Annotated in this window: 27 protein-coding genes; 4 read left to right on the forward strand and 23 right to left on the reverse strand. The window is 51.2% G+C overall.

The genetic code is table 11. The features are described 5' to 3' along the window. The 3 genes from dprA to sucC form a co-directional block, all read right to left on the reverse strand. Nucleotides 1–1,098 (reverse strand): DNA-processing protein DprA, encoded by a 1,098-nt coding sequence (dprA, locus tag KZ483_RS18095; protein WP_258881320.1) that lies wholly within the window; start codon nt 1,096–1,098, stop codon nt 1–3. 198 nt (nt 1,099–1,296) lie between these two features. Next, nucleotides 1,297–2,229, reverse strand: a complete 933-nt coding sequence (sucD, locus tag KZ483_RS18100) for a succinate--CoA ligase subunit alpha (RefSeq protein WP_220348916.1) — start codon at nt 2,227–2,229, stop codon at nt 1,297–1,299. A gap of 57 nt (nt 2,230–2,286) precedes the next feature. Further along, complete coding sequence (gene sucC / locus KZ483_RS18105) at nt 2,287–3,447, reverse strand: ADP-forming succinate--CoA ligase subunit beta (RefSeq protein ID WP_220348917.1); 1,161 nt, start codon at nt 3,445–3,447, stop codon at nt 2,287–2,289. Nucleotides 3,448–3,721: 274 nt separating this feature from the next. Here sucC and KZ483_RS18110 point away from each other — a divergent pair, with 274 nt between their 5' ends. Continuing rightward, nucleotides 3,722–4,207, forward strand: coding sequence for a DinB family protein (locus tag KZ483_RS18110; protein ID WP_220348919.1), 486 nt, complete (start codon nt 3,722–3,724; stop codon nt 4,205–4,207). 97 nt (nt 4,208–4,304) lie between these two features. Continuing rightward, nucleotides 4,305–5,057, forward strand: coding sequence for a magnesium chelatase domain-containing protein (locus KZ483_RS18115; protein WP_220348921.1), 753 nt, complete (start codon nt 4,305–4,307; stop codon nt 5,055–5,057). Here KZ483_RS18115 and KZ483_RS18120 read toward each other — a convergent pair. Then, nucleotides 5,027–6,040: a nucleoside 2-deoxyribosyltransferase gene (locus KZ483_RS18120; RefSeq protein WP_220348922.1), complete on the reverse strand. Its 1,014-nt coding sequence runs from the start codon at nt 6,038–6,040 to the stop codon at nt 5,027–5,029. The two genes, KZ483_RS18115 and KZ483_RS18120, sit on opposite strands and share 31 nt — an antisense overlap. Nucleotides 6,041–6,362: 322 nt before the next feature. Here KZ483_RS18120 and KZ483_RS18125 point away from each other — a divergent pair, with 322 nt between their 5' ends. Then, complete coding sequence (locus KZ483_RS18125) at nt 6,363–7,511, forward strand: hypothetical protein (protein ID WP_220348924.1); 1,149 nt, start codon at nt 6,363–6,365, stop codon at nt 7,509–7,511. Between the two features lie 298 nt (nt 7,512–7,809). Here the strand turns inward: KZ483_RS18125 and KZ483_RS18130 are convergent, their stop codons facing one another. Next, nucleotides 7,810–8,763, reverse strand: coding sequence for a DUF3800 domain-containing protein (locus tag KZ483_RS18130; protein WP_220348926.1), 954 nt, complete (start codon nt 8,761–8,763; stop codon nt 7,810–7,812). A gap of 331 nt (nt 8,764–9,094) precedes the next feature. Between KZ483_RS18130 and KZ483_RS18135 the strand changes: the two genes are divergently transcribed. Continuing rightward, entirely contained in the window at nt 9,095–9,991 is an 897-nt protein-coding gene (locus KZ483_RS18135) for a YifB family Mg chelatase-like AAA ATPase (protein WP_309568592.1), read from the forward strand. A gap of 82 nt (nt 9,992–10,073) precedes the next feature. On the opposite strand, the gene KZ483_RS18140 is transcribed toward KZ483_RS18135, so the two are convergent. From KZ483_RS18140 to fabF, 18 genes are all read right to left on the reverse strand, one after another. Next, complete coding sequence (locus KZ483_RS18140) at nt 10,074–10,478, reverse strand: YraN family protein (RefSeq protein ID WP_220348928.1); 405 nt, start codon at nt 10,476–10,478, stop codon at nt 10,074–10,076. Beyond that, a complete protein-coding gene (locus tag KZ483_RS18145; protein WP_220348930.1) occupies nt 10,475–10,792 on the reverse strand; it encodes an EscU/YscU/HrcU family type III secretion system export apparatus switch protein in 318 nt (105 codons plus the stop codon). The genes KZ483_RS18140 and KZ483_RS18145 overlap by 4 nt, the downstream gene beginning before the upstream one ends. Then, nucleotides 10,789–11,997, reverse strand: a complete 1,209-nt coding sequence (locus tag KZ483_RS18150; protein ID WP_220348932.1) for a flagellar hook-length control protein FliK — start codon at nt 11,995–11,997, stop codon at nt 10,789–10,791. The genes KZ483_RS18145 and KZ483_RS18150 overlap by 4 nt, the downstream gene beginning before the upstream one ends. Beyond that, nucleotides 11,898–12,746, reverse strand: coding sequence for a hypothetical protein (locus tag KZ483_RS18155; RefSeq protein WP_220348934.1), 849 nt, complete (start codon nt 12,744–12,746; stop codon nt 11,898–11,900). The genes KZ483_RS18150 and KZ483_RS18155 overlap by 100 nt, the downstream gene beginning before the upstream one ends. Before the next feature lie 338 nt (nt 12,747–13,084). Next, on the reverse strand, nt 13,085–13,696 hold the full coding sequence (locus KZ483_RS18160) for a ribonuclease HII (protein ID WP_220353525.1): 612 nt from the start codon (nt 13,694–13,696) through the stop codon (nt 13,085–13,087). Between the two features lie 99 nt (nt 13,697–13,795). Further along, nucleotides 13,796–14,668 carry a ribosome biogenesis GTPase YlqF gene (gene ylqF / locus KZ483_RS18165; RefSeq protein WP_220348935.1) on the reverse strand — a complete coding sequence of 291 codons (873 nt, stop codon included), beginning with the start codon at nt 14,666–14,668 and terminating at the stop codon, nt 13,796–13,798. A gap of 9 nt (nt 14,669–14,677) precedes the next feature. After that, on the reverse strand, nt 14,678–15,376 hold the full coding sequence (gene lepB / locus KZ483_RS18170; protein ID WP_220348937.1) for a signal peptidase I: 699 nt from the start codon (nt 15,374–15,376) through the stop codon (nt 14,678–14,680). 86 nt (nt 15,377–15,462) lie between these two features. Then, nucleotides 15,463–15,804 (reverse strand): 50S ribosomal protein L19, encoded by a 342-nt coding sequence (rplS, locus tag KZ483_RS18175; RefSeq protein ID WP_220348939.1) that lies wholly within the window; start codon nt 15,802–15,804, stop codon nt 15,463–15,465. A 219-nt stretch (nt 15,805–16,023) separates the two neighbouring features. Continuing rightward, nucleotides 16,024–16,776 carry a tRNA (guanosine(37)-N1)-methyltransferase TrmD gene (trmD, locus tag KZ483_RS18180; protein ID WP_220348941.1) on the reverse strand — a complete coding sequence of 251 codons (753 nt, stop codon included), beginning with the start codon at nt 16,774–16,776 and terminating at the stop codon, nt 16,024–16,026. 4 nt (nt 16,777–16,780) lie between these two features. Next, nucleotides 16,781–17,305: a ribosome maturation factor RimM gene (gene rimM / locus KZ483_RS18185; protein WP_220348943.1), complete on the reverse strand. Its 525-nt coding sequence runs from the start codon at nt 17,303–17,305 to the stop codon at nt 16,781–16,783. A gap of 160 nt (nt 17,306–17,465) precedes the next feature. Next, nucleotides 17,466–17,696, reverse strand: coding sequence for a KH domain-containing protein (locus KZ483_RS18190; RefSeq protein WP_220348944.1), 231 nt, complete (start codon nt 17,694–17,696; stop codon nt 17,466–17,468). 26 nt (nt 17,697–17,722) lie between these two features. Then, complete coding sequence (rpsP, locus tag KZ483_RS18195) at nt 17,723–17,995, reverse strand: 30S ribosomal protein S16 (protein WP_125656513.1); 273 nt, start codon at nt 17,993–17,995, stop codon at nt 17,723–17,725. A 57-nt stretch (nt 17,996–18,052) separates the two neighbouring features. Beyond that, nucleotides 18,053–19,426: a signal recognition particle protein gene (ffh, locus tag KZ483_RS18200; protein ID WP_220348945.1), complete on the reverse strand. Its 1,374-nt coding sequence runs from the start codon at nt 19,424–19,426 to the stop codon at nt 18,053–18,055. A 147-nt stretch (nt 19,427–19,573) separates the two neighbouring features. After that, nucleotides 19,574–19,888, reverse strand: coding sequence for a YlxM family DNA-binding protein (ylxM, locus tag KZ483_RS18205; protein ID WP_397376214.1), 315 nt, complete (start codon nt 19,886–19,888; stop codon nt 19,574–19,576). Nucleotides 19,889–20,039: 151 nt separating this feature from the next. Further along, entirely contained in the window at nt 20,040–21,038 is a 999-nt protein-coding gene (ftsY, locus tag KZ483_RS18210) for a signal recognition particle-docking protein FtsY (protein WP_220348947.1), read from the reverse strand. A gap of 217 nt (nt 21,039–21,255) precedes the next feature. Beyond that, nucleotides 21,256–24,831: a chromosome segregation protein SMC gene (smc, locus tag KZ483_RS18215; protein ID WP_220348949.1), complete on the reverse strand. Its 3,576-nt coding sequence runs from the start codon at nt 24,829–24,831 to the stop codon at nt 21,256–21,258. Between the two features lie 209 nt (nt 24,832–25,040). After that, nucleotides 25,041–25,733: a ribonuclease III gene (rnc, locus tag KZ483_RS18220; protein ID WP_220348951.1), complete on the reverse strand. Its 693-nt coding sequence runs from the start codon at nt 25,731–25,733 to the stop codon at nt 25,041–25,043. Beyond that, the gene (gene fabF, locus KZ483_RS18225; protein WP_220348952.1) at nt 25,723–26,961 is read right to left on the reverse strand and encodes a beta-ketoacyl-ACP synthase II; all 1,239 of its coding nucleotides are present in this window, start codon (nt 26,959–26,961) and stop codon (nt 25,723–25,725) included. Before fabF ends, rnc begins: the two co-directional genes overlap by 11 nt. Nucleotides 26,962–26,985 lie beyond the last annotated feature (24 nt).

A 26,985-nucleotide genomic window follows, 5' to 3' on the forward strand; every position in this document is an offset into this window, starting at 1 on the left:
TTACCTTACACTATATATGGAACCGGGATGTTGTTCAATCTTCCGTTTTATAGTTAAATTTATCAGAACTGCGTGTAAAAGTCCAAACGGGAACATGGAAAGCTCATGCAGTTCGTCCATCGAACGCGGCTGATCCTGCAGCAAACGATAAATTGTCGACTCATCATCCGTTAACGGTTGTGTGTCCGGCTGTGATGCGGACGCTTCTCGAACAGACCCGTCCGTTGCGAGCGGGAGCCTTCCTGCATATTCCTCCAATATATGCTCTACGGCCGAAACAAGCTTCGCTCCGGATTCCCTGATGAGCTTGTTCGTACCAGCACTTTTTGGGGAGGAAATCGGTCCCGGCACGGCAAAGACATCTCTTGACATATCAAGTGCCTGATCCGCCGTTATGAGCGAGCCGCTTCGCTCCGCCGCCTCGACTACAACGGTCCCGAGAGACAGCCCTGCGATAATCCGGTTGCGCAAGGGAAACAATCCCGGATGAAACGGCGTTCCAATCGGCACCTCCGACAGAACCAGCCCGTTTCCGCCATAAGCAATGTCCCTGTACAGCGATCTGTTCTCCGGAGGGTATATTTTATCGATGGGGGTACCAAGAACTGCAATCGTGCCTCCCTTTTGGAGCAGCGCACCTTGATGCGCGAAACCGTCGATGCCCTTGGCCAGGCCGCTGACTACGGTCAAACCTCTTGCGGACAGTCGCTCTGCCAGATCTTCCGCCGTACGGCGTCCGTAGGCTGTAGGGCCTCTAGTGCCCACTATCGCAATTGCCGGGCGCGTCAGTAGTTCTGTATTGCCTATTGCATATAATACCCACGGAGGCTGCGGGATTTGCTTCAACAGTGCAGGATACGCCTCATCGAACCGGGTAATGACGCTCACTCCAAGCTGAGCGAAACGTTCGTTGCGCAACGTTTCGTTTGCAGCATGGAATGCCTCGGCAGCCGCTTCCGCTTGCTCCGGCCGTAACCCGACCGATGAGCTCCATGCTTCCGGGGTAAATCGTCCATAAGTATGCCAACCCCCGTATTCGACGGCTTTACGAATCGTCTGCCAGCCTATACCGGGTATTTCGTGTAATGTGATAAGCATTTCTCTTCGAATCGCTTCATTAAACATATGGTCGCACTCGTCCCTTCGTTTGCAAGGGCGGCCAGCATCCTTATCCTATTTTGCTTGACATGGAATCAGAATGCAAGCCGGCCCTCAACTTGAAATAAAAAAAAGCAACCTCCGCGCCCGTTATGGGTGACGAAAGGTTGCTTACCTTATATTGCACTGTTTTTTCGATTATTTCTTCGTAATGCACTTCTCCAGAAGTCCGCGCTCTTCAAGAACGCTAACGAGTGTAGAGCCCATCTCCGAAGGTGTCGGCGACACTTTTATACCGCATTTCTCAAGTGTAGAGATCTTCTCTGCGGCCGTTCCTTTACCACCGGATATGATTGCCCCGGCATGACCCATCCGTTTGCCCGGAGGAGCCGTTGCCCCGCCGATGAAGCCGACGACAGGCTTCGTCATGTTTGCTTTAACCCACTCCGCAGCTTCTTCCTCGGCGGATCCGCCGATTTCACCGATCATAATGACTGCGTAGGTGTCCGGATCTTCATTGAACATGCTAAGAATATCGATGAACTCGGAGCCTTTGACCGGATCTCCGCCGATGCCCACTGCGGACGATTGTCCGATGCCTCGCGTCGAGAGCTGATGAACCGCTTCATAGGTAAGCGTTCCGCTTCGGGATACGACGCCGACATGGCCTTTCGTATGGATGTAGCCTGGCATAATGCCGATTTTGCATTCGTCCGGTGTAATGACGCCTGGACAGTTAGGTCCGATGAGACGCGTCTTGCGGCCTTCCATGTAACGTGACACCTTGATCATGTCGATTACAGGAATACCTTCCGTAATGCAAATGACGAGCTCAAGCTCCGCATCTACTGCTTCCATGATCGCATCGGCTGCGAACGCCGGCGGAACATAGATAACAGAGGCGGTAGCGCCCGTCCCTGCAACGGCGTCGGCTACCGTATTGAATACCGGAAGAGAAACGGTTTCCCCGTTCTCAAGCGTAATATCCACCTTCGTGCCGCCTTTGCCCGGCGATGTTCCTCCGACCATTTGGGTGCCGTAGTCAAGGGCTCCCTTGGCGTGGAACAGAGCGGTTTTACCCGTAATGCCCTGTGTAATGACTTTTGTATCTTTTCCTACCAAAATGCTCATTTCGAGACTCACATCCCCTATATGAATTCGTATGCCGCAATGCGTTGAATGGACAGATTACTTCACGAGCGCGACGATTTTTTGCGCGCCGTCGGCCATGGAGTCTGCGGCCACGATGTTCAGTCCGGATTCGTTCAGCATTTTTTTGCCAAGCTCCACGTTCGTGCCTTCCAGCCGGACCACCAGCGGACGGTTCAAGCCAAGCTCTTTAGCCGCTGCGATAACGCCGTCGGCAATAATGTCGCACTTCATGATGCCGCCGAAAATGTTAACGAAAATGCCCTTCACTTTCTCGTCGGAGAGAATGATTTTGAAGGCTTCCGTAACTTTCTCTTTCGTAGCGCCGCCCCCTACATCGAGGAAGTTCGCCGGGTCGCCGCCGTAATATTTGATAATGTCCATCGTTGCCATGGCCAGACCGGCGCCATTAACCATACAGCCGATGTTGCCGTCGAGCGCGATATAGCTGAGGTCGAACTTGGACGCTTGGATTTCCTTCTCGTCTTCTTCTTCCAGATCCCGCAGCTCGAGGATATCTTTATGGCGGTAGAGCGCGTTGGAATCGAAATTCAGCTTGGCGTCAAGCGCCATGACATTGCCGTCGCCGGTAACGACGAGCGGGTTGATCTCGGCAATCGAGCAGTCCTTGTCCACAAATGCGGCATACAGCGACAGCATGAATTGAGCCGCTTTGTTCACCAGCTCGTTCGGAATATTGATCGCATAGGCCAGCTTTTTGGCTTGGAACGGCTGCATGCCGACAGCAGGATCTATGACTTCTTTAAAAATTTTCTCCGGGGAGTGCTCGGCGACTTCTTCAATCTCCGTGCCGCCCTCTTCGGATGCCATCATGACGATCCGTCCGGTGCCGCGATCGACAACGAGGCCGATGTAGTACTCTTTCTTAATGTCGCAGCCTTGCTCGATAAGCAGGCGCTTCACTTCTTTACCTTCAGGACCCGTTTGATGGGTGACAAGCACTTTACCGAGAATTTCGCTGGCGTATGCGCGCACCTCGTCCAAATTTTTGGCGACCTTAACGCCGCCCGCTTTACCGCGTCCACCTGCATGGATTTGCGCCTTTACGACGACAACCGGTGTGCCGAGCGACTTAGCCGCTTCCACCGCTTCGTCGACAGAGAACGCCACCTTACCTTCAGGAACGACGACCCCGTATTGTTTCAATACCGCTTTGCCTTGATACTCATGGATATTCATTGACGAGAATCCTCCTATCCGCAGTCAAATCCTACGTATGTACACAAAACCGTAATTATTGTATCATGTTTTGATTCCGCTTTCCTTACTTTTTCACTATATAAAAGCCATCCTTTTGATATTAGTTTCATCTCGATTTGAGATGGAAGGCAATACATTGCAGACAAAAACGCGCCAAGTCCGCCAACCACTTGTAGTATGGCCAAACGATTAGAAAATATTGCTTTCGAACAGACGTTCGTGATATTCTGAAATAGGAAAATGTTGAGAGGACGTGAATTATATTCAAACTTCAACCGAGCTGCTTAAATCATTTCATTCATTCGTCTATTTTGTCGATTCGCTGAGATTGGTTCAAGGTAAAACGTGGGTACTGCCGCTGAAACCGGACAAATGGGCCATGCGGGAAGTTATCTCGCATATCTTGCTTTGGGACCGTTATTTTCTGGAAGAGGCGATTGCGAAGATTGCAGAAGGAACCCCTGTCACGCTTAAACATGTTGATTACGATACCTTCAATCAAAATGCCCGTCCTTATGCACTCACTATTGGTCAAGCCGAAATGCTGGATCAAACGATCGCCTGCCGTAATGAAATAATCGGGAAGCTGCGAGGCCTGTCGGAGGAAGACCTTTATTTCGAACACATAGACGGAGACGGGCAAATTTTTACCGTTATTGATTATTTGAAGGGATTTACCGAGCACGATGCCCAGCATCGTGGGGAGATTGAAGCTTTTTTACATAGGTCGGAAGATTGACAGCAATTTTACCGTTATATTATGATGGGCTTACATATTTAGCTACGGATCAGTGAGGAAGCACCTTCATCCGAATGACGATGGAGGTGCTTTTTGTATGTACAGCAGCTTATGCAGTGCCAGCGTGTACGGCGTGGAAGGACGATTAATCGACGTTGAAGTCGATATTTCGAACGGGCTTCCGCAAGTGAATGTTGTCGGTTTGCCCGACCCGGCCGTCCGCGAATCGGTGGAACGCGTCAGATCTGCCGTCAAAAACTGCGGGTTTAAGTTTCCGATGGAACGAATTACCGTCAATTTGGCGCCGGCAGATTTGCGCAAGGAGGGCACTGCATTCGATCTGGCTATTGCCGCGGGCATTCTATCCGCCAGCGGGCAGCTCAGTTCCGCTCCGTTCAGCGGTACGCTCGTGCTTGGAGAACTGGCATTGAACGGTGAAGTCCGGCCGGTCCCCGGCGTGCTCGCGATGGTCGAACAGGCAAAGCTGAGCGGTATGCATCGCGTTCTGCTGCCAATGGGCAACGCTGCGGAAGCAGCATGCATTGAGGGCATGGAGCTCTATGCGGCAGGTCATTTGCGCGAGCTTGCCGAATGTATCGGGGCCAGTCCCTTGGAACAAGGCTGGACAGCGCTTCGCTATAATGCCGAGACTAACGGGCTGGCCAACGGCGCGGACGGCTCTGCGGAAGAATTACTATTCGCAAACGGCGATTACGGCGATGTGCTCGGACAGCATCATGCGAAGCGGGCACTGTTAGTTGCAGCCGCCGGGAAGCATAACGTCCTCATGTTGTGTTACATTGTCATGCTGCATTCATGTTATACAATTGTTGCTCTTATTCTATTGTAAAGGCGGTTATAGAGGTCTTCTCCATCTTCCCAAATTATAAAATTGTAATGTTCAAGATCGAAATGTATATAGCGATTTTCTTTATGTAAGACTTTAATTGCAGTTCCGTCTAGAGACTGAGCACTTATTTCAACATCTACAGTTGTCTTAAACCAATCTTCTCGGCATGTCCAAATTACAGGTAATCCAAGACCGTAGGCAAAGCCAGCCTCGAAGTAAACGCCACCCCTTTGTCCTGTAAAATCGGCAATCACAAACTTGCTCTTCCTTATTTCAGCAATAATATGATCTGTAATATCGTCATTGTGTTCCTTCATTGGAATAATGAATGGTTCATATCCGGCATCTTTTACAGCTCTACATATGTGACTGTTAAAAATATCTAACATGGATTGATCAAACCACATCGCAGTAAATGCTTGTTTTGACTCGGGAATGTTACCTTCTTCGATTTCTGATACTCTTTTCCACCCTTTTGGCAACAACATAAGCTTTGCTGGGAAACCAACTGTTCCATCAATGTAACCATCATCTATTAATTGCTTCATGATAAAAAATGATGCTGGTGTTTCTGTTGAATCCGGGAAGAAAACAGGATAATCCCTTGTAAGTAGTTCGACTCGATCCCCAGAAAATTTGGACAATTTGGATATATTCATTAGTGCCATATCTAATCGATCTGAAATTAGAGGAAAGTTCTGAATTATCTCATGAATAGTTATTCGTGGGGTGATTTCATTTGCACTTGGATGATTATCCGATAAAAAAAGCGTTATGGTAGGTTGATTTTGAATTGTACGGTACCTTACATAAGCAGAAGCTTTCACCAATTGCCCGCTTTGATGAAGTCTACGTTCAGAAGGTAAATCCTCATATGCTTCCCTAGTGATTTTGTAAATTCCACAGGTGTCGCAATTTATTTCTACAATATCTTCACCTTGAACAGAGCACTGTTTTCCGCACAATGCACAAATGTTTTGCATTTTAGTTCTCACCTTTCCAAGAATAAGTGTTTAATAAAATCATATAGTGCTTGAACAGTGAAGTCTATCTAAACACTAAGTGTTTACATATACCAAGTCAAAAAAGAAAACAGAAAGCACTTTTTGAAGCATTTAAAAGAGCACGGGACAAACAGAATAATTCCTAAAGTAAAAAAGCCTTTGGACAAAAGTCCACGGGCTTTTTCCGTATTCCAGTGTTTACATACCATCAGCTAAATCTTTAATTACATTGAAGAGTTTCATAATTTATCCAGATATGCTAACCTATTATTAGATTTGGATAATAAGGGGGGCTATGTATATGACTAGAGCTGTTTCTGCTGACCAAGTTATGTTTGGTGAATGTATTGAAGTATTCAGACTAGAAGAAAGTTCCTATTTAGATGTTCAAAGTAATTCTGAAATAAAAGGCTATCTTCTTTTGGATTTTGATTTGCGTACTGAACTTAAACTCAGCAAATTCAAGATTCATCCAACCAAGAAAGTGAATCTCTTTCCTACACATTATCAAAGTTTTATTTCTCCTGTAACTCTTTTTGACTGTAAAGTGCAGCGTAGGTATCACTTATATATTATTGCTCTAAGCTCTCTTTTTTCGTTTGTGAGCTCGCGCCCAACTAAAGCCCCTAGAGACGATGAAGCCATTTTTTTGACTGGGGATGAGTCCATAGCTATGCTATTCCCTCAAAGAGTTGCTGGGCCTGGAGGAGTAAAGACTTCCTTACCTGACGAGAAGATTCAAGGGTTTGCTTCAGAACTAGAGGAAGTTGTTGAAATTCTTTATGAGCTACCTTATGAAACGTATAAGAGATTTATGCAGTCCATACGCCTAATCCAATTGGCACATAATAACAAAAGAGATGACTTTTCATTAGCCTATTATTTATTAGTGTCAGCCATCGAGGGAGTCGCACAGATGGCAATACCTATTGAAATAAAAGTAGATCCACAAGAAGAGCAATGGGAGAAACTAGCAAAAGAGCACAAAGCGGTCAAAAGCTTACTCGGGCAATTTACAAGTTTTCAAAAAAATAGTCATCAGTTAACAAAACGGTTTACCAAATTCATCCTAGAGTATTGTCCAATTTCAGAGTGGCACGGTCTAGAACATCACTTCCAGGACATGCCATCATATGGTGATACACAAACGGGTCCTAATTGGATAACAAAGAAGAAATGGTTTGAAGTGTACCCAAACGATTTTAAAGACAAGGACATTAAGACAATTATAGAGGATACCTATAATATCCGTTCCAAATATTCTCATGAAGGAGAAGCGACACCTCACACTTCTCCAGAAACTTTCGAACACTTCTTTGAGAGAGTAAGCATCAGGGATAAAGAAAAAGGCTTTGAGAAGTATCTCATTAATTACAGACTTCTATCTTTTATCGCTAAAACCTCTATTCTAAAGTACATGAGAACACTTCGTGAACAATTACGTCCTTAACAGATATAACCCTCAAATTCAAAGCGAATTTGGGGGGGGTTCTCTGTATACCAGTGTTACATGCAATCAATGACATGTAAACGTAGAATACCTCAATTCATCGTATTGCCGCTTGGAATAGTCCACTGACAAACCAGATTGTCATTACATCATAGGATATTTAATTCGATACCCTGTGATTCCATTTTCAAGAAAAGACTCTTATGCCGATTCGAGACAAAAAAACTCCCATTACACATACTTGGAGTTTTCAAAGTCATTTACGTTTGGTTTACGTGGAGAGGATTCTAAACTTATGTCAATCGGGTTCCCTGTACTTATAATCTTCTTTATTTCGTAACATGATGTGAAATAAAGGTTGATTATTTTTCCCACCCATAGCACTTTGTAATAGGTGATAACATTTATCATATTGGGGATTGTCCGGATTCACCAAGTAATTATATACAGTGTTTGAAATAATATCCACAAGACGTAGACCCGGTTCATCTTTTGAATCCATAAACGTACAGTTGTCACCGAATATTTTGTTCAAATAAATTCCCCTTTTCCCATCTTTAAGCTCAAGCATGTAACGGTCTATAAACGGATGCCCTTTTTTCCATACATCAACGATAGGGATCTTGTCTCCCAATTTGGATTGTGCGTCCAAAAAAGGCATAACATACGTTTGAAAATATTTTTCCATACCTGCTAGTTTTCCGGGGAGTTTTCTATCAAATACAAATTGAAATTCCTTAAAACACCTTCGATATTTAGGTTCGTAAAAATATACCATAAAAAAAGTCAACACTCTATGAAGTTGCTGAACAAGTAATAAGGCTTGTAAAAACTCTTCATCGCTCATTCGAGTTTGATATAGGGCTATTTTTATAAGCTTGTCGTAATGAGAAAGGAAGTGTTTTCCTCCGTGATTTAAATACCATTGTTTGTTTCGCTCAAACGTCTCACTTTGTAAAGCGCGGTAATCAATTAAATTGTCCTGCGAGACCATCTTGGGAGATACAATTGTTAGCCCAATTTTCATTTCGGTTCGATTTTTTTTAATGAAACGGCACACTTTGAGCCGTTGCTCGTATGTGAGGTGAGACCCTTTTGTTTCTTTTCCATCGCTGTTTCGCTCTTCAAATGAGTACATAAATCGTTTTATTCCTTCGTATATATCTTCTGTACAAATCAAGCTGGCGACTAGGCTTGGGTTTATGGTATTAGTGAGAGAAAAGTCTCCGGACTCATCGGTGAAAATTTTCATTCAATTTTCCTTTACAGTAAAATTATTTCTCGATAAATGCGATTCTGGTACATATATATATTTCATCTCGAAATCAACGCTCGTAACTGTTCTTTTGAGAGCCACGGTCTTCTTTTGTGCAGCATCCTACGACAGTTTGAGCATATTATTGCTATATCCTCGTAAAACAAAACAGCCTCCGGCGATGCTTTCGCTCGAAGGCTGTTTTGACCAATGCTTTCGGATTTGTTTTAATTTTAACATATTATGTAATTGGTTGTCTATAAATTTTGCTAGCTATTTTATGAATCCGCTAAACCCGCGCCATTATTGAGTTTTCCTTGGCATGATAATGTTTCATAACGTCCTTCTATCCGGTCCGCCCGGCACCGGAAAAACAATGCTTGCCCGCAGACTGCCCGGCATTATGCCGCCGCTTGATGAGGAAGAGGCGCTTCAGGTTACCAAAATATACAGCGCCGCCGGGAAGCTGCCGGGCGGCTTGCCGTCTTTAATGCGCGAGCGCCCGTTCCGCACGCCTCATCATACAATTTCGTCAGCCGGTCTAATCGGCGGCGGGTCGATCCCCCGCCCCGGAGAAGCAACGCTGGCGCATCGGGGAGTATTGTTTTTGGACGAACTTCCTGAATTTACACGAGCAGCTCTGGAAGTGCTGAGGCAGCCGCTTGAGGACCGCGAGGTTACAATTGCCAGGTCAAGGGCTGTATTCCGGTTTCCGGCGAACTTTCTGCTTGCAGCTTCTATGAATCCCTGCCCGTGCGGATATTATGGCCACGATACGGAGGAACAGCGGTGCCAATGCGGGAATCAGCAAATCGCCCGTTACCGGACTAAGATATCGGGACCGCTGCTGGACCGTATCGACATGCATATCGAAGTCCCGCGTCCGTTAACGTCAGAAGGCTTGAAACCCGGGATGACGTCTGCCGAAATGCGTCTTATTGTGCGGCAAGCCCATGAACGTCAGCGCGAGCGTTACCATAACAGCCGGCCCGTGGCCGAGCTTGCCGGCGCGTCGCTGCGACGGGCCATTGCCCTTACCAAAGATGCCGATCAGATGCTGAGATTGGCATTCGACACGCTGGGAGTAAGTCTTCGCGCTCATGATCGGATTTTAAAGCTGGCTCGGACAATCGCCGATATCGAGTGCTTTGATCGTGTAGACGGTCAGCATGTCGCGGAAGCCATCGGCTACAGGAGCCTCGATCGAAAATTACAGACGCTCTAAAGAGAGCGAAGGAATAAATTAAAAAGCATCCCGAATCGTGATGTACTGCGGTTCGGAATGCTTTTTATATTGCGGCGCGGCTTTAAAAAGCCTCTCGTATATGCCTGAATTCGGTAATACAGCTTGTATTACGGTCTATCGTAATTGCGATGACATCAAAACGGACAGGTACTCCAAACAGCCGGTTCGCCTGCAAATAAACTTCCGCGGTCGTTCGCACCTGCCGCTGCTTGCGGACGTCAATGGATTCGAGCGCGGTTCCGAATCGGCCTCCGGTTGTTCTCGCTCTGACCTCTACCACCACGATAACCGAACCCTGTCTTGCGACAATATCCAGTTCACCTGAACGGCAGCGCCAGTTCCGGTGCAGTAATGTATAGCCCTCTTCAATGAGCCGTTCCGCTGCGGCTTCCTCGCCCAGTTTTCCGGTCGATTGTCTTGAGCCGAGAGACTTTCCTGCCTTGTTATCTGATTGAAGCCCGCTCACTTCGCGATCTCCCCCGCTCTCCGGTCCGAACGGTAGACGAAAGATAATATCTCCGCGACCAATGTATATAGTTCATGCGGGATTTCCTGATCAATATCCAGCTTCGATAATACTTCGACCAAAGAAGAATCCTGCTGGATCGGAACACCGTGTTGGGCCGCCTTGTCCATAATGGCTTCGGCTATTTTACCGCTGCCTTTCGCTACAACGACCGGGGCGCTGCGCTCACCGGGCTCGTACATGAGCGCGACGGCTTTCTTCGGCGGGGGAAGAGGCAGTCCCGCATTAGTTTTATTCCCATTAAGTTCGCTCATACGCGAAAATCCACCCCTTTATACCGTTTTGTGGACCAGTCGGGATGCGCGGGCGAAGGACCGCCCGGCTTTATTTCAGGCCCGCCCGGGCTGTCCGCTCTGCGGTCAGGCATAGGCGTAGAACGTAACGAAAGCAGCTGAAATCCGGCATTTTGCAGCGCTTCGTTCATTTCACTCCGCGAAGCTTCGAGAAGTTCCGAGATTGCGGGGTGGTCGTTCCACAAATTCAGGCTGACGATTTTATCCACAACGTTCACATCTACGACGGTTTCGCCAAGTGTCTTCATACGCAAATCGAAAAGCAGACGGCAGTTATTCCCGTCAAGCTCGCCTTTGCGGCCGCGCCTGGTCTGAATATGTACGGATGCGGTCTGACCGCCATCCGGCCCCTGCAGCGGGATAAACATCGTTACATGCGTAAAAGGCGTGTTTGTCCGTTCAGGCGTCAGAAGAAGCTGTTGACCGGTGATATGCTGGACGAGCTGCTGTGCGGTATCCCGAAGTGCTTGTGGAACGTCGTCACTCGACGCAAGCGTCATTAATGCGCTCTTGAGTGAGTCCATGGCGGGTTTCGCCGCATCAGGCCGCAAAGCTCCGTCATCCGTGAGCTGTGTTCCGGGGGGCGCGGGCAGCTGCGCTTTCTCAATTGATGTATTAATAGTAAGAGCCGCCCGTTCAGACCGTCCTGAGTATTCAGGTTCCGTTTGATGCAGGGCTGCCGGTTTGTTTTCCGGCTGTTGAAGTTTTGATCCTTCCCCGGGTTGTTTGGTTTGACTGACTTCCTTCTGCGGGCTGTTCGATACCGAAGCGGCAAGCAGACGCTCGTGGTCGACACCAAGCCATTTGATCAGCTGGCCAACCCAGCCGCCGCCGTTATGCCTGGCAGGCGCAGTTTCGCCTAAGCCGGCGTGCCCGGCGCTCTGTAACGGCGCAGCTGCGCTTTGAGAAGCGCCGGCCGATTGCGGTGCGCCAGCCGTGTGCGGCGCGCCTGCGGCCCCTAGGGCGCCTGCGTCGGCCTGCCGCGCGCCGCTTGGCGCTGCCGGCCCAGCGGCCGGCGCTGCCGCGCCGCCAGCCGCTGGCGCGGCCATTGCTGCGCTTCGCGCAGCTAAAGGAGCAGCGGCATCGCCTGCTGCTCCCGCCTCCGGCGCAGCGGCTGCGCCAGCGCCGCCGCTGGCCGGGCGCTCCGCGCCCGCGGCGCCGCCCACGGCAGCGCCGTGCGCGCCTGCGGCGGCCGGCTGCGCCCGGCTTGCGCAGCGCGCATCAGCGCTGCCCCTTCGGCCAGCAGCGCTTGCAGCTTCGCTGCGGCCGCCTGCGCCGCGCCAGGCGGAGCGGCCTCGTCCGCCGCACTCCCGGCGGACCCGCCGCCGCTCCAGGCGGCAAGCCCCTGCTCCAGCGCCTCCAGCAGGGCATGCGCCGGCGCTCCGGACATCACCTGCTGAAGCGCGCCTATCGTAGCGCCTGTCATCGGCAGACCGCGCTTAAAAGCAAGCGCGGCCGCCTGCATCCATATCCTCACATCGCCGCCGGCCGGCATGGCGGCAGCCGCTTGCTGAAACTGCACAGCCGTTTCCCGGGTCATTGCTGCGCCGCCGTCCCGGTGCACATCGCGGACCAGCTCATGCGTCCATTTTTGATCAGGCAGCCCCGAAGACTTGATCCACTCCCTCAAACCTTCCTCGGGCTGCATAATGGCTTGCTGATCGACCGTCTTCAGGACAAGCATGCCCCCGAGTGACTGCGGCTGTACCTGGAGCAGCGTCGTTTGACCTGGCAGGACCTGCGTCTCCAACCGTGCGCGAACCTGCGTGCCGTTGATTTGTATAAGCGCGTCTTGATTATCCAGCATCTGTATGAAGACGCCGCGCACGATTTGACCTACCTTGAGCTCCAGCGCTTTACCGTCGCCTGCTTGAACATCGCCGAGAAGCCCCTTCATTAACTGTCCGATATTCACAGTCCCACGCTTCCTTTCCCTTCAACGATCGGCCAATATGTCCTGCCTTAGCCGCAGTTCTTGCCGATTCCCATACTATACTGTATGTATCGGCACCGTCAGCCTCTTCCGTTAACCTGCAGTAAGAAAAAGGGCTGTCTGCGTCTGTCCGAATGGGAATTCTCCACGCTTGGGTCCGTTTCCCCTTCTCCCCTCCGCCACAATGCTTCGCTGGCCGGCACACCCGCATAATCGTAATACGTGCACATAGAGAAAAAACCGCCTCAGACAAGCCAATGTGAACCGGAAAACGGTCACACCATGCCTGCCGGGGCGGTCTCTCTCTTAACAAAACCAGCCTAAAACAGTACTTGCTGCTCCACAAAGAGCTTCCCCAGAAACGACTGCCGGTGCATCGGACTCGGTCCATATTCGAGCAGCTTTTCCCGGTGTAATCTTGTGGCATATCCTTTATGTACTGCAATCCCGTAAGCGGGATAAATCGCATCCCATTCTTCCATGCACAGCCGATCGCGGGTCACTTTCGCGATTATCGAAGCCGCGGCGATCGATTGGCTTCGTCCGTCGCCCTTAATAATGGCAATTTGCGGCACGTCGCAATCCACTTTCTCGGCATCCACCAGCAGATGATCAGGCTCAGTGGAGAGCTTTAATACCGCCTGTTTCATGGCAAGCCGAGAAGCCTGCTTGATGTTGATGGCATCGATAGTCGAAGCATCCACCCTTGATACCGTCCAAGCGATTGCATGAGCCGTTATGATATCATACAGCTCCTCACGCCTCTTCTCGGACAATTTCTTCGAGTCGTCTACCCCTTCGATCTCGAGACCCTCCGGCAAAATAACTGCCGCCGCCACCACGTCGCCGAAGAGGCAGCCGCGTCCTACCTCGTCGATCCCGGCAATGAAGCGACAGCCTTTCTCCCATAAAGGCCGTTCAAACTCCAGCATCCAGATTCTCCCCATTCCCCTCTTCGCGCCCATTTCGCGAAGATTCATTGAGAACTTTCTATGTAAAACCGGCCGCTTAACAGAGGCGGCCGGTTTCCTTTATCCCATGTCTTCAGGCGTTTCGAGTGAAATACGGCCCAGATTTCCGGCTCTCAGCTCCCGCAAAATAATGCCGGAGGTCTTCTCCAGGTCGACGCGCCCTCCACTGACGATACAGCCGCGCTTGCGTCCGATATCCTCCATGACGCGTACGATTTCATCCTGATCCTCGGTATCCTTCGGAGGCTCTACGATGCCAAACCGTTCGGCCATCGTCGGCCAATACCGCTTCACCAGCTCTTTGACCGCGAAGAAAGCGACGTCCTCAACATTAAGAATTTGCTCCTTAATGGCGCCTGTCATTGCGAGGCGATAGCCGACCAACTGATCCTCGAATTTCGGCCAGAGAATACCCGGCGTATCGAGCAGCTCCATTTCCGTACCGACCTTAATCCACTGCTGGCCTTTGGTGACGCCGGGACGGTCGCCAGTAGCAGCAATATTCCGCCCTGCAAGCCGGTTGATGAGAGTCGATTTGCCAACGTTCGGAATGCCGACGATAAGCGCGCGAACCGCGCGTGGATTCATGCCTTTGGATATCTGCCTGGCGATCTTCTCATGCAGCAATTGTTTGGTTCTGACCGGTATCTCATTCACCTTCGTACCTGTTGACGAGTCGACGGCAATACAGGCATGACCTTTACCGCTGAAAGCGGCTATCCACTGTTCCGTCGTGCGGCTATCGGCCAAATCCGCTTTATTGAGAACGATCAGGCGAGGCTTGCCCTGCAGTATTTCGTCAATCATGGGGTTCCGGCTCGAGAGCGGAACGCGCGCATCAAGCAGCTCAATTGCAATGTCGATCAACTTGAGCTTCTCTTGAATTTGCCGCCGGGCTCTCGTCATATGTCCGGGGAACCACTGAATCGTCATGCTGTCACCTCATCCTTGTTTCACGAACGAAATCTTGTCCATCGGCCAGAAAATAACGTCGGCCCGTCCGACAATCTGACTTATAGGCACAAAACCGATCATCCGGCTGTCTTTACTATTCCGCCTGTTGTCTCCGAATGCCAGAACCGTGTCCGGAGGTACGATATCGGTGGTAAAATTTTCATTTGGAAAATTTCGGTCGGGTCCTGTATTGTTGAACACTTCGCCTTTGGCCTTGGCCGCGTCAATCGATTGTTTCAAATAAGGCTCATCGACTTTTTTACCGTTTATGTACAGGTTGTCGCCTTCGAGCTTTACTTTGTCCCCGGGAACCCCGATTACGCGTTTAATAAAATCCCGGCCTTCTTGCGGCACATGGAATACAATGACTTCCCCATGCTTCGGCTGGCGGAAATCATAAATAACCTTATTGACAATTAACCGTTCACCGGTATAAAAATTCGTCTCCATTGAAGGTCCGTCAACTATAAACGGTGCAAATAGAAAATAGCGGATGACTACGACAAGCAGCGCGGCGATCGCGAGCGCCTTCACCCATTCCATGACTTCTTTCTGCGCGCGTCCTCCGCGCCGCTCTGTCGGTGTCAATATCTCCGCTTCCTTTTTCTCTGATGCTTGGACTGTTTCCGTGCGTGCTGTTTCAACGATTTCTTGGTTTCCTTCATCCGTGCGATGCGGTTGGTCCATAAATTCCACCTCTTCTGTTACAAAATCTGGTGCATGGAAATACGAAAAAGGGACTTGTTTGCGCAAGCCCCCCTCTGGTCGTATCATTAACGGATTTCTTTAATTCTCGCGGCTTTACCACGAAGACTGCGAAGATAGTACAGTTTCGCGCGGCGAACTTTACCACGGCGAGCTACTTCAATCTTCTCGAGCTTCGGCGAATGCACCGGGAACGTTCTTTCTACGCCAACGCCATACGAAATTTTACGAACAGTAAATGTTTCGCTGATGCCGCCGCCGCGACGTTTGATAACGACGCCTTCAAAAAGCTGGATCCGCTCACGGGTACCCTCGATAACTTTAACGTGTACCTTCAGCGTGTCTCCAGGACGAAAGTTAGGAAGATCTTTCCGCAGCTGTTCTTGCGAAATCGCTTGTACAAGATTCATTTGATTCACTCCTTCCACCATAGGCGTTCATATAAGCTCACCGGCTCCTCTTGAACCGGATCATGGCTTCCTAGCGGACCGCCCGACTTTACAAAAGCAACATCAGAAATTTTATCACATATTCACACATAAAACAATAAGATTCTATCTCTTTCACTAATTTTTGCGAGTATGCCGCAATAATTAGCCCTTTAGACTGAATCGCTTGGAACCGTATGTTTATTCCTCAGCGTCACTGCGTTCCCGTTCGGCCATTCGTTTCAGCCATTCCTGTTCCTTCTTCGTGAGCTCTGCCTGTTCCAGCAGCTCGGGCCGGCGTTTCAGCGTCCGCAGCAAAGACTGCTCGCGCCTCCATGCTTCTACCTTAGCATGATGCCCGGAGAGAAGAATTTCAGGAACCTCCCATTCTCTGAAAACAGCAGGCCGGGTGTAATGTGGATATTCGAGAAGTCCCGTACTGAAGGAATCCGTTACTGCAGAGGTTTCATTGCCGAGCACGCCAGGGAGCAGACGCACCACACTGTCGATAACGACCATCGCAGGCAGCTCGCCTCCCGTCAACACATAGTCGCCGATCGACAGCTCGTCCGTCGCAAGATGCTCGCGAATCCGCTCGTCATAACCTTCATAGTGGCCGCAAACGAACACCAGGTGCTCCTGCGCGGCGAGCTCTTCCGCTTTGCGCTGCGAATAGGGCTCTCCCTGCGGGCACATGAGAATGACTCGGGGCCGCTTACCAGCTTCCGGCATTAAATCCTCGACGGCGGCAAACAGCGGCTCCGGCTTCAGCACCATGCCGCCTCCGCCGCCATAAGGATAGTCATCTACTGTATTATGCTTATTATTGGCATAATCCCGAAAGTTAACCGCTCTTAAGCTTACCAGCCCTTTGCCCTGTGCTTTGCCGAGAATGCTGGCCCCGAACACACCGTCGAACATTTCAGGAAACAATGTTAACACGTCGATCCGCATCGGGTTAAATCAGCCCTTCCATAAGGCGAACCGTCACGGTCTTCGTCCCAACATTCACGTCAAGGAGCACATCGTCGATAACCGGAATCAGGATCTGCTTACCTTTTGCCTTCTGCTGCTCGACCACCCAGACATCATTGGCGCCGGGAACTAAAATTTCGGTGATTACCCCAAGCTCCTCGCCTTCTTCGGTAATAACGCGGCAGCCGATGATGTCATGCTGGTAGTATTCGCCTTCGCCGAGCTCCACGAGATTTTCCTTCGTTACCTTAAGCAACCACCCTTTATATTTTTCCACGTCGTTAATGTTGTCGAAGCCTTTAAGCTTCACAATAAACATGTTTTTATGGGATCTGGCGGTTTGCACTTCCACGGGAAGACGCTGCTCCATCTCAGGATGTATCAAAGTGAGCGAGCTTCCAGCCGCAAAACGCTCCTCCGGAAAATCGGTTTGGGAAACGACCTTAAGTTCCCCGCGAATGCCGTGAGTATTGACCACTTTGCCGACAGTCAACCATTCTTGTACCATATCATTCCCTGCCTCTTTTGCATGGCCGGCAAGAAGAACGTTTCCTCCATCTTCAAGCGGCTGCGTATGTTACTTCCACCAACAATCGGAAACGGCCGTCTCCGATTAGTCGAAAAAGGGCTAGGATGATTAGTCCTAACCCTGCCCCGATATACGATTGTTACGAAATAATGTCGACCAAGACACGCTTATGCGACTTGACGGCGGCCGAGGTTACGACCGTCCGCAGCGCTTTGGCAATCCGTCCTTGCTTGCCGATTACTTTACCGATATCGCTCGGATGAACCGAAAGCATATAAACGGTGCCGCGATCGTCTTCTTTCACGTCGATGCGCACGTCTTCCGGGTAATCCACTAAAGCCTTCGCTATGACAAGAATCAATTCTTTCATCTCAAGGCCCCCCGCAAAAGAGCAAGTTATTTCTGAAGTTTCAGTTCATGAAGCTTAGTCATAACGCCTGCTTTGGAGAGCAGGTTGCGAACCGTATCGGAAGCTTGCGCTCCGTTTTGAAGCCATTTCAACGCCTTCTCTTCATCGATGCTCACAAGAGCCGGCTTTGCAACCGGGTTATAAGTGCCGATTTCTTCGATGAATCGGCCGTCACGAGGGGAACGGGAGTCGGATACAACAACGCGGTAGAACGGCGCTTTATGCGCACCGATCCGTTTCAAACGAATACGTACTGCCAAGAAAATCACCTCCTTCAAAATTATACGAAGTAAAATACAGCTCCGTTTGCACGAATTCTAGAACGGGAATTTCATCCCTTTGCCGAGCATTCCTTTGAGACCCTTCATGCCGCCCTTAGGACCTTTGGGGCCCATCATGGACGAGAACTGCTTCATCATCTTGCGCATATCGTCGAACTGCTTGATGAGCCGGTTGACCTCGGCGACCGAGGTGCCGCTGCCCGTTGCGATCCGTTTGCGGCGGCTGTGGTTCAGAATCTCCGGTTTGCGCTTCTCATCCTTGGTCATCGATTTAACAATCGCTTCGACCCTGCTGATCTGCTTCTCGTCAACCTTAAGATTCTTCATATCCTTCATCTTGCCCATTCCGGGCATCATATCCAGCAGTTGATCCAGAGGTCCAAGCTTACGAACCTGGTCCATCTGCTCAAGGAAATCCTCAAAGGTGAATTCCGCCGTACGCATCTTACGTTCCATCTCGGCGGCTTTATCCGCGTCGATGTTCGTCTGCGCTTTTTCGATCAGTGAGAGCATATCACCCATGCCGAGAATACGGGACGCCATACGTTCCGGATGAAACGGCTCCAGCGGCTCGATTTTTTCGCCGGTTGCAGCGAATTTAATCGGGCAGCCCGTAACCGCTTTGACCGACAATGCCGCACCGCCTCGCGTGTCACCGTCGAGCTTGGTCAGAATAACGCCCGTAAGCTCCAGCTGACTGTGAAAGTTCTGCGCTACATTGACAGCCTCTTGACCGGTCATCGCGTCAACGACAAGCAGCACCTCGTCAGGCTTCGAGACAGTATGAATTTGCCGCAGCTCCTCCATAAGCGCCTCGTCGATATGAAGCCGGCCGGCGGTATCGATAATCACATAGTCGTGATTGTTTTCTTTAGCATGCTGCAGACCGGCACGGGCAATTTCGACAGGCGACGTCTGATCTCCCAGTGTAAATACCGGTACGCCGATTTGTTCTCCGAGCACCTGCAGCTGTTTAATGGCAGCCGGACGGTATATATCTCCTGCCACCAATAACGGCTTGTGCTTTTCTTTCAGCAGCAGTTTGGCCAGCTTGGCCGAAGATGTCGTTTTACCTGCGCCTTGAAGCCCCGCCATCAATATTACGGTCGGCGGCTTGCTTGCTTTTGCAAGCTTGCTTTGCGTACCGCCCATAAGCTCGGTAAGCTCTTTATTAACGATATCGACAACGACCATGCCCGGCGTGAAGCTCTTCATCACCTCTTGGCCGACAGCGCGTTCTTTCACCTTCGCGATAAAATCCTTTACGACTTTAAAGTTAACGTCGGCTTCCAGAAGAGCGAGACGAACTTCCCGCATTGCTTCGTTTACGTCGTCCTCGGACACTTTGCCTTTACCGCGCAGCTTGCCGAATACATTCTGAAGCCTGCTCGACAATCCTTCAAATGCCATGATCATCACCTCTAAGAGTTTTGCGGAGCAAAACTTACTTCGAAAGCATAAACCTTGAGTTTTGCGGAGCAAAACTTACTTCGAAAGCATAAACCTTGAGTTTTGCGGAGCAAAACTTACTTCGTAAGCATAAACCTTGCGATACATTTATTCCATATCGCGAATGCCCTGAGCGATTTGCCGAAGCTCGCTGCCTAGTTCATCCATTCCGGTCAATCCGTTTGCGCAAGCTTCAAGCTTCGCAAGCCAGATCTGCACCGCCTCATGCTTGGCCAGCAGTCTAAGCTTGGCTTCGCAGCCTTCCAGCACCGATTCGGCACGCTTGATGTGTTCGTAAACGGCCTGACGGCTAATATCGAATTCGGCAGCGATTTCACCGAGCGAATAATCGTCATGAAAATAATATTTTAGGAACGTACGCTGCTTCTCAGTAAGCAGCAATTCGTAGAAGTCGAACAACATATTGATCCGGTTTGTTTTCGCAAGGGCATCAGGTTCCTGTACCGTCACCTCAGCCACCTCTTCCGTCAAGGGAAACACCTTTACATCAATACCACGTCGTCTATCATAGCGCAGCAGCCTATAGGCTGTCAAGTATAACTCCTTGTCACCCTTAAGCCGGCGTTTCGTTCTCTTCCTCTTTCTGAATCAGCCCGGCAAACAAGGCATGCACGAATTGCTCCGAATCAAACTCCTGCAGGTCGTCCATTTTTTCACCGAGTCCGACTAACTTCACAGGTAAGTGGAGTTCGCTGCGGATCGCGATAACAATACCGCCCTTGGCCGTTCCGTCCAGCTTCGTCAGCACGAGACCCGTAACACCGCTCTTCTCGCCGAACAGCTTCGCCTGACTGAGTGCGTTCTGCCCCGTTGTGGCATCCAGCACGAGCAGTACTTCATGCGGGGCTCCCGGCACTTCGCGTTGAATGACGCGGAAAATCTTGTTCAGCTCTTCCATGAGGTTGGATTTGTTTTGCAGTCTTCCAGCCGTGTCGCACAGAAGCACATCCACACCGCGCTGCTTCGCCGCTTGAATGGCATCGTACATAACCGCCGCCGGATCGGCTCCGGCTTCTTGTTTAATCACGTCGACGCCGACCCGCTGCCCCCAAACCTCAAGCTGCTCGATCGCCCCGGCGCGGAACGTATCGCCTGCAGCCAGAAGGACGCCTTTGCCTTCACTTTTGAACTTGTGCGCAAGCTTCCCGATCGTCGTCGTTTTGCCGACGCCGTTCACACCGACAAACAGGATGACGGTCATCCCATTCTCAGCCATGCGCAGACTTGCTTTCTCCTCGCTCTTCAGCAGGTCGATAAGCTTCTCGGACAATATCGGTTGAAGGTCCGCCGCTTCTTCGATCTTCCGCTTCCTGACCTCCGATCGCAGATCGTCTATCAGCTTCATCACCGTATTGACACCGACGTCGGCGCCGATCAATATCTCCTCCAGCTCTTCGTAGAAAGCCTCGTCGATTTTCTGACGGCGCCTGATAAGCTCCTCGACCTTCCCGACGAACGCCGTACGCGTCTTGGTCAATCCCTCTTTAAACTTTGTCGTAACCGCTTCTGTTTTCTGTGAAATGCTTTCTTTCAACCGTTTAAAAAAACTCATCGATTATCCCCCATCCGTTATTTGCAAAAGCCGGGCTCCTTCGCGCATAAGCGTCGGAACACCGGCTTTTTTTATTGACCAATAACCGAGCCGCGGCATACGCGCGTCTAACGGTTACAGTGTACTGCTAACCGAGCCGCGGCATACGCGCGTCTAGCGGTTACAGTGTACTGCTAACCGAGCCGCGGCATACGCGCGTCTAGCGGTTACAGTGTACTTACGCGGATACCGGCTCTTCGTCCTCCAATCGGACTGAGACAAGCTTGGATACGCCGCCTTCCTCCATTGTAACGCCGTACAGTACGTCCGCTTCCTCCATCGTGCCTTTTCTGTGTGTGACTACGATAAATTGTGTAAGCTCCGAGAATTCCCGGAGATATTGGGCGAACCTGGCCACGTTCGCTTCATCCAGCGCGGCCTCGACTTCGTCAAGTACGCAGAAGGGAACGGGTTTGACCTGCAAAATTGCGAATAACAGCGCGATTGCCGTAAGCGCCCTTTCGCCTCCGGACAGAAGCTGCAGGTTTTGCAGCTTCTTGCCCGGGGGCTGCGCGACGATGTCGATGCCGCTGTCCAGAACGCGATCGGGTTCTACCATTATGAGATCCGCTCGACCGCCTCCGAAAAGCTTGGCAAAAACGTGAACAAAATGACCGCGTATAGCTTCGAATGTGGTGCGGAACCGTTTGGACATTTCATCGTCCATCTCCCTGATGACTTGGTACAGCGTCGTCTTCGCCTCAATCAGGTCATTCTTCTGCTCGCTCAGGAACGTATAACGCTCCTTCACGCGTTCATATTCTTCAATGGCGCCAAGATTAACCTCGCCCAACGCGGAAATCTTTCGCTTCAAATCACGCACTTCGTTTTGCGTCGCCAACACATCTTCAGGAACGGGATAACGTTCCTTCGCCAGCTCGAAGCTCAGCTCATATTCCTCGCTCAACTTGCGAAGCAGGTTGTCGAGCTCTACATCCAGCCTGTTAGCGGCGATCTCGGTCTGTCGCAGCTCGTCCTCAACCGCGCGAAGCTTGGCACGCTGTTCCTTCGTTTCGCTCTCGCCATGCTCCAGCTCGCGGAGCATATCCGCACGCTGTGAGCGCTTGATATCCGTCTGTTCCGCGCACGATTCTTTCTGCAGCCGAAGCTGGTTCAACTGCTCGATCTGCCTGACGCTTTCTTCCGCCTGATGAGCGGCCTCTTCCTCCTGCCGGGCGAATAAATCGCGAAGCCCGCTAAGCTCGTGCTTTGCTCGGCCGATTTCAGCGCGGACACGCGCTGATTGATCTTCGAACGATTGTTTTTCCTGATCCGTCTTCGCCACCGCGATTTTGAGGTCGGTTAATTGATCCTGAAGCTGCTCCTTCGCGGATTCACCCGCTTTGCGCCGTTCTTCGGCATAGCGTATCGCTTCCTGAATCTTGGCTTCCTCAAGCGTCAGCTCGGCAAGTCGCCGCTCAGCCTCAGCCGCCGACTTCGCGATTTGCTCCAGCTCATTTTTGTGGCCGTCGTTGTCCGCTTCAAACAGCTGACGCTGTTCATCGAGATGCCGGCTCTCATTGTCCAGCTGCTGAAGCTCTGCGCGCAAATGCTGTTCTTCAATACGTCTTTGCTCCCCTTGAGCCCGTAAATCATCGACATTTTGATTGTGGATCGACTGCTCCTTGCGCAGATCGCTTATTTTGTCGCGCAGCTTGACGAGCTGCTCGTCCGTCGATTTGATTTCCAGATCCAGCTGCTCGATCTGCCGTTGACGGCCGAGCAGGTTCGCCCCTTTTTTCTGGAGACTGCCTCCAGTCATCGAGCCTCCTGCGTTGACGACGTCGCCTTCTAATGTTACGACGCGAAAGCGGTATTGGCATTTGGCCGCTATCCGGTTGGCTTGCTCGAGCGTTTCGGAAATAAGCACATTGCCGAGCAAATTTTCCACAATCGACGCATACTTGGGGTCACAGGAGACAAGCTCGGCGGCAATGCCCACAAAGCCGTCTATTCCCGCTATCGAACGCCTCTCCTGTTCGGGAACGCTCCGCCCGCGGATGACATCAAGCGGCAGGAATGTAGCCCGCCCGAGCTGGCGCTGCTTCAAGAACGCAATGGCAGCGCGAGCGCTTTTCTCATCGTTCATGACCACATGCTGAAGGGCGCCGCCAAGCGCCGTTTCTATTGCGAGCTCGACCTTCTCCGGCACCCGCACAAGCTCGGCAACAGCGCCGTGTACCCCTTCCAGCCCGCCGGTCGTCCGCCGCGACGCTTTCAAGACTTCTCGGACGCCCTGCATGAAGCCGTCCAGGTCATCCTGCATTTCCTTCATCGTATCGCGGCGGGAGCGCAGAGCTTCCAGCTTCTGCTCCCATTTCCTGGCGGCCGATTGAGCTTCCTCGAGCAGCTTGTGCCCCGATTGCAGCTGCTCGCCCTCACTGATATACCGGTTGCGAACAGCAGTAATCTCGCTTAGGGTCGCTTCAAGCCGCTCCTGCAGCTCCGTCCGCCGGGCGCTGAGCTTCCCATGCTGTTCCCGCCATTTGGCGTGCTCGTCGCCAAGCCGCTCTATACGGCGCTGCAGCGCCTCCTCCTGCTGGACTGCATAACGAATCTCATTGCGCAGCTGAGCCATTGAGCTGAGAACCTCAAGCAGCTCGCTCTTAAGCGATTCCTCCGCGTCACCCGAGGCCGAAGCGGCCGTTCCAAGGAGCTGCGCCTCTTCGCTCGCCAGCTTTTCCCGCAGGTTACCGAGTTCCATTTCTAGTGCCGCCGCTTTGCCGCGGAATTCCGCTTCTTCCTTTGTGAGCGATGCAATTCGTTCGTTCTGCGCCGATATAGACGCTTCCAGCTGCGTACGGTTCTGCTCCAGATTCCGTTTCCGCTCCTTGAGCACTTCGCCGTAGCCTTCGCATTTCTCGTAATCTTCGCTGTATTGGAGCATAGCCTCATGCAGACGATCCAGCGCTTCCTCCAGCTCACGCAGCTTAACCCGGTCCTTCTCCAGTAGCGCATCATGCTTGCTCACGACCGTCGAAAGCGCCAGCTTCTCCTCCTGCAGCTTGGCCATGCGCAGGTTCGAATCGCTCCAAGACGTGTGTACGGTTTCAATATTATGTACGTACATGGAAATTTCGGAGGTTTTCAGCTGTTCCTTCAGCTGCTTGAAATTCTTCGCTTTCTCCGATTGCTTGCGGAGCGGTTCCACCTGGTCCTCAAGCTCAGACACAAGATCGTGTATACGCAGCAAATTCTGCTCGGTATCATCGAGCTTCTTCTGCGCTTCCCGCTTGCGGGACTTATATTTTACGATACCGGAAGCTTCTTCGAAAATACCTCTGCGATCTTCGGATCGTGTGCTTAAAATCTCTTCGATCCTGCCCTGTCCGATGATGGAGTACGCTTCCTTGCCGATACCGGTATCCATAAATAATTCCGTAATATCTTTCAGCCTGCACGGCTGTTTGTTAATCATATACTCGCTGTCGCCGCTGCGATGTACGCGCCGCGTTACTGTAACCTCGTTGTACTCCAGCGGCAGAGCATTGTCGCTGTTATCCAGCGTAAGTGACACTTCGCCGAAGTTAACGGCTTTGCGCGCATCGCTCCCGGCGAATATAATATCCTCCATTTTGCCGCCGCGCAAGCTCTTTGCGCTTTGCTCGCCGAGCACCCAGCGGATGCTGTCGCTGATATTGCTTTTCCCGCTGCCATTGGGGCCGACAACCGCTGTAATGCCCCTGACGAATTCGAGTTCCGTCTTATCGGCAAACGATTTGAACCCTGCTAACTCAATCCTTTTCAGGAACATAGCTTCGCCTTCACCTCACCCGACTATTGTATCATACTTAATCGAAAAGGACAGTTCCAAATGGCTGTCCGACAGGCGGATACTGCGGCTTGCAGGCGGTTTCCGGCCTTGACTTGCGCAGTCCTTGCACTCGCAGGCTCCATTGAACGCAAAAAATCCCGGTTTACCATAAGGCTACCAGGATCCATATGATGCAAGCTTAAATTAGCTTACTCCGGAAGCTTTCGCCATGCTTCCGCGGCCGCTTGCTGTTCCGCTTCTTTCTTAGTCCGGCCGATACCGGTGCCGTACAGGCGCTCGCCTATAAGAACATCGACTACAAATTCACGGTCATGCGCAGGGCCCCGTTCTTCGGTAATGCGATATTCGATCATGCCCAGAGATATATGCTGGGCTTTTTCCTGCAGCATGGATTTGAAATCCTTCACAAGCAGACCGCCATCGCTGTCGATATGCGGGAAAATGTGTTGCGCAAGGAAAGAGCGTACCGCATCGAGCCCTTGATCGAGATAAATCGCGCCTACAAACGATTCGAACAGATCCGCAAGCAGTGCAGGGCGATGTCTGCCGCCCAGCTGCTCTTCGCCGCGGCCCAGCAGCACATGTACGCCTAATTCGAGCATATCGGCAAACCGGGCAAGCGAAGGTTCGCAAACAATGGAGGCCCGCATCCGGGTCAGCTGTCCTTCAGGACGTTCCGGAAAAGTTCGATACAGAAACTCGGAGACCGTCAGTTGAAGGACGGCGTCTCCAAGAAACTCAAGCCGTTCGTTATGCTCAAGACCGCTCTGCCGATGTTCGTTCACATAGGAAGTGTGCGTAAACGCTTGCCGGAGCAGTCGTGCCGTATGAAACCGGAGCTGCAGTCGCTGCTGCAGCTCATCAAATCTGTCATGCTTCATATTTCTTCATCACGATCGTGGCGTTATGACCGCCGAAACCGAACGAATTGGACAGTGCGATATGAACATCCGTCTGCCGCGGCGAGTTCGGTACATAATCAAGATCGCATTCAGGATCCGGGTTATCCAGGTTTATCGTAGGCGCGATAACGTTGTTTTTCAGCGTTAGGCCAAGAATAACTGCTTCAACGCCGCCGGCTGCGCCGAGCAAATGGCCGGTCATCGATTTCGTCGAGCTGACCGCTACCTTATAGGCATGGTCACCGAACGTTTTTTTAATCGCAATCGTTTCAGAACGGTCGCCGACGCCGGTGGACGTTCCATGGGCGTTGATATAGTCGATGTCTTCGGGCTCGATATTAGCGTCCTTCAGCGCTTTCCTCATACAACGGGCAGCGCCGTCCGGATCCGGATCCGTCATATGATGCGCATCACCGCTCATTCCATAACCGATCACTTCGGCATAGATATTCGCGCCCCGGTTCAGAGCGTGCTCCAAAGATTCGAGAATAAGCACGCCCGCGCCTTCGCCCATCACAAATCCGTCACGGTCGATGTCAAACGGACGGCTGGCTTTCGCGGGCTCGTCGTTGCGTGTGGACATCGCGCGCATCGAACAGAATCCGGCCATGCCGGTCGGACGGATCGTCGCTTCCGCACCGCCGCAAATCATGGCATCGGCATCTCCGCGTTGGATCATTTTAAACGAATCGCCGATTGAGTGAGTACCCGTTGCGCAGGCGGTTACCGTCGTGCTGTTCGGGCCTTTGGCTCCGGTTATGATAGATACTTGACCCGATGCCATGTTGGCGATCATCATCGGAATGAAGAACGGGCTAACACGCTTGGGGCCTTTCTCCAGCAAAATATTATGCTGGTCTTCCCATGTACCGAGACCGCCGATACCCGAGCCGATCATGATGCCGATTCGTTCGGCATCGACGTTCGAGCCGATTTCAAGCCCAGAATCCTTAACGGCGAATTGGCTCGCTACAACAGCAAATTGCACGAAGCGGTCCATTCGGCGCGCTTCTTTCTTGTCAACATATTCCTCAGGATTGAAGTTTTTGATTTCCGCTGCGATTTGCGTCGGATATTCGGATACATCAAACGCTTCGATATGCGAAACGCCGGACTTTCCTTCCATCAAATTACTCCAAAACTGATCCAAATCGGTGCCGAGCGAGGTCATAACCCCCATACCCGTAACGACCACTCTCTGATTCATATCTTCTCACCTCTGATGGACAAC

Source organism: Paenibacillus sp. sptzw28 (assembly GCF_019550795.1).
Lineage (GTDB): Bacteria > Bacillota > Bacilli > Paenibacillales > Paenibacillaceae > Paenibacillus_Z.

Coding starts and splice junctions, on each gene's coding strand:
- ylxM (WP_397376214.1), bottom strand. CDS start 19,888: ATGTTGTTCGACTTCTACGAATTGCTGCTTACTGAGAAGCAGCGTACG.
- KZ483_RS18135 (WP_309568592.1), top strand. CDS start 9,095: ATGTTTCATAACGTCCTTCTATCCGGTCCGCCCGGCACCGGAAAAACA.
- KZ483_RS18125 (WP_220348924.1), top strand. CDS start 6,363: ATGACTAGAGCTGTTTCTGCTGACCAAGTTATGTTTGGTGAATGTATT.
- rimM (WP_220348943.1), bottom strand. CDS start 17,305: ATGGTACAAGAATGGTTGACTGTCGGCAAAGTGGTCAATACTCACGGC.
- KZ483_RS18130 (WP_220348926.1), bottom strand. CDS start 8,763: ATGAAAATTTTCACCGATGAGTCCGGAGACTTTTCTCTCACTAATACC.
- dprA (WP_258881320.1), bottom strand. CDS start 1,098: ATGCTTATCACATTACACGAAATACCCGGTATAGGCTGGCAGACGATT.
- KZ483_RS18145 (WP_220348930.1), bottom strand. CDS start 10,792: ATGAGCGAACTTAATGGGAATAAAACTAATGCGGGACTGCCTCTTCCC.
- smc (WP_220348949.1), bottom strand. CDS start 24,831: ATGTTCCTGAAAAGGATTGAGTTAGCAGGGTTCAAATCGTTTGCCGAT.
- KZ483_RS18115 (WP_220348921.1), top strand. CDS start 4,305: ATGTACAGCAGCTTATGCAGTGCCAGCGTGTACGGCGTGGAAGGACGA.
- lepB (WP_220348937.1), bottom strand. CDS start 15,376: ATGGACCAACCGCATCGCACGGATGAAGGAAACCAAGAAATCGTTGAA.
- KZ483_RS18120 (WP_220348922.1), bottom strand. CDS start 6,040: ATGCAAAACATTTGTGCATTGTGCGGAAAACAGTGCTCTGTTCAAGGT.
- fabF (WP_220348952.1), bottom strand. CDS start 26,961: ATGAATCAGAGAGTGGTCGTTACGGGTATGGGGGTTATGACCTCGCTC.
- sucC (WP_220348917.1), bottom strand. CDS start 3,447: ATGAATATCCATGAGTATCAAGGCAAAGCGGTATTGAAACAATACGGG.
- rplS (WP_220348939.1), bottom strand. CDS start 15,804: ATGAATCTTGTACAAGCGATTTCGCAAGAACAGCTGCGGAAAGATCTT.
- KZ483_RS18190 (WP_220348944.1), bottom strand. CDS start 17,696: ATGAAAGAATTGATTCTTGTCATAGCGAAGGCTTTAGTGGATTACCCG.
- KZ483_RS18160 (WP_220353525.1), bottom strand. CDS start 13,696: ATGCTGGAGTTTGAACGGCCTTTATGGGAGAAAGGCTGTCGCTTCATT.
- sucD (WP_220348916.1), bottom strand. CDS start 2,229: ATGAGCATTTTGGTAGGAAAAGATACAAAAGTCATTACACAGGGCATT.
- rnc (WP_220348951.1), bottom strand. CDS start 25,733: ATGAAGCATGACAGATTTGATGAGCTGCAGCAGCGACTGCAGCTCCGG.
- ffh (WP_220348945.1), bottom strand. CDS start 19,426: ATGGCATTTGAAGGATTGTCGAGCAGGCTTCAGAATGTATTCGGCAAG.
- trmD (WP_220348941.1), bottom strand. CDS start 16,776: ATGCGGATCGACGTGTTAACATTGTTTCCTGAAATGTTCGACGGTGTG.
- ylqF (WP_220348935.1), bottom strand. CDS start 14,668: ATGACGATTCAGTGGTTCCCCGGACATATGACGAGAGCCCGGCGGCAA.
- ftsY (WP_220348947.1), bottom strand. CDS start 21,038: ATGAGTTTTTTTAAACGGTTGAAAGAAAGCATTTCACAGAAAACAGAA.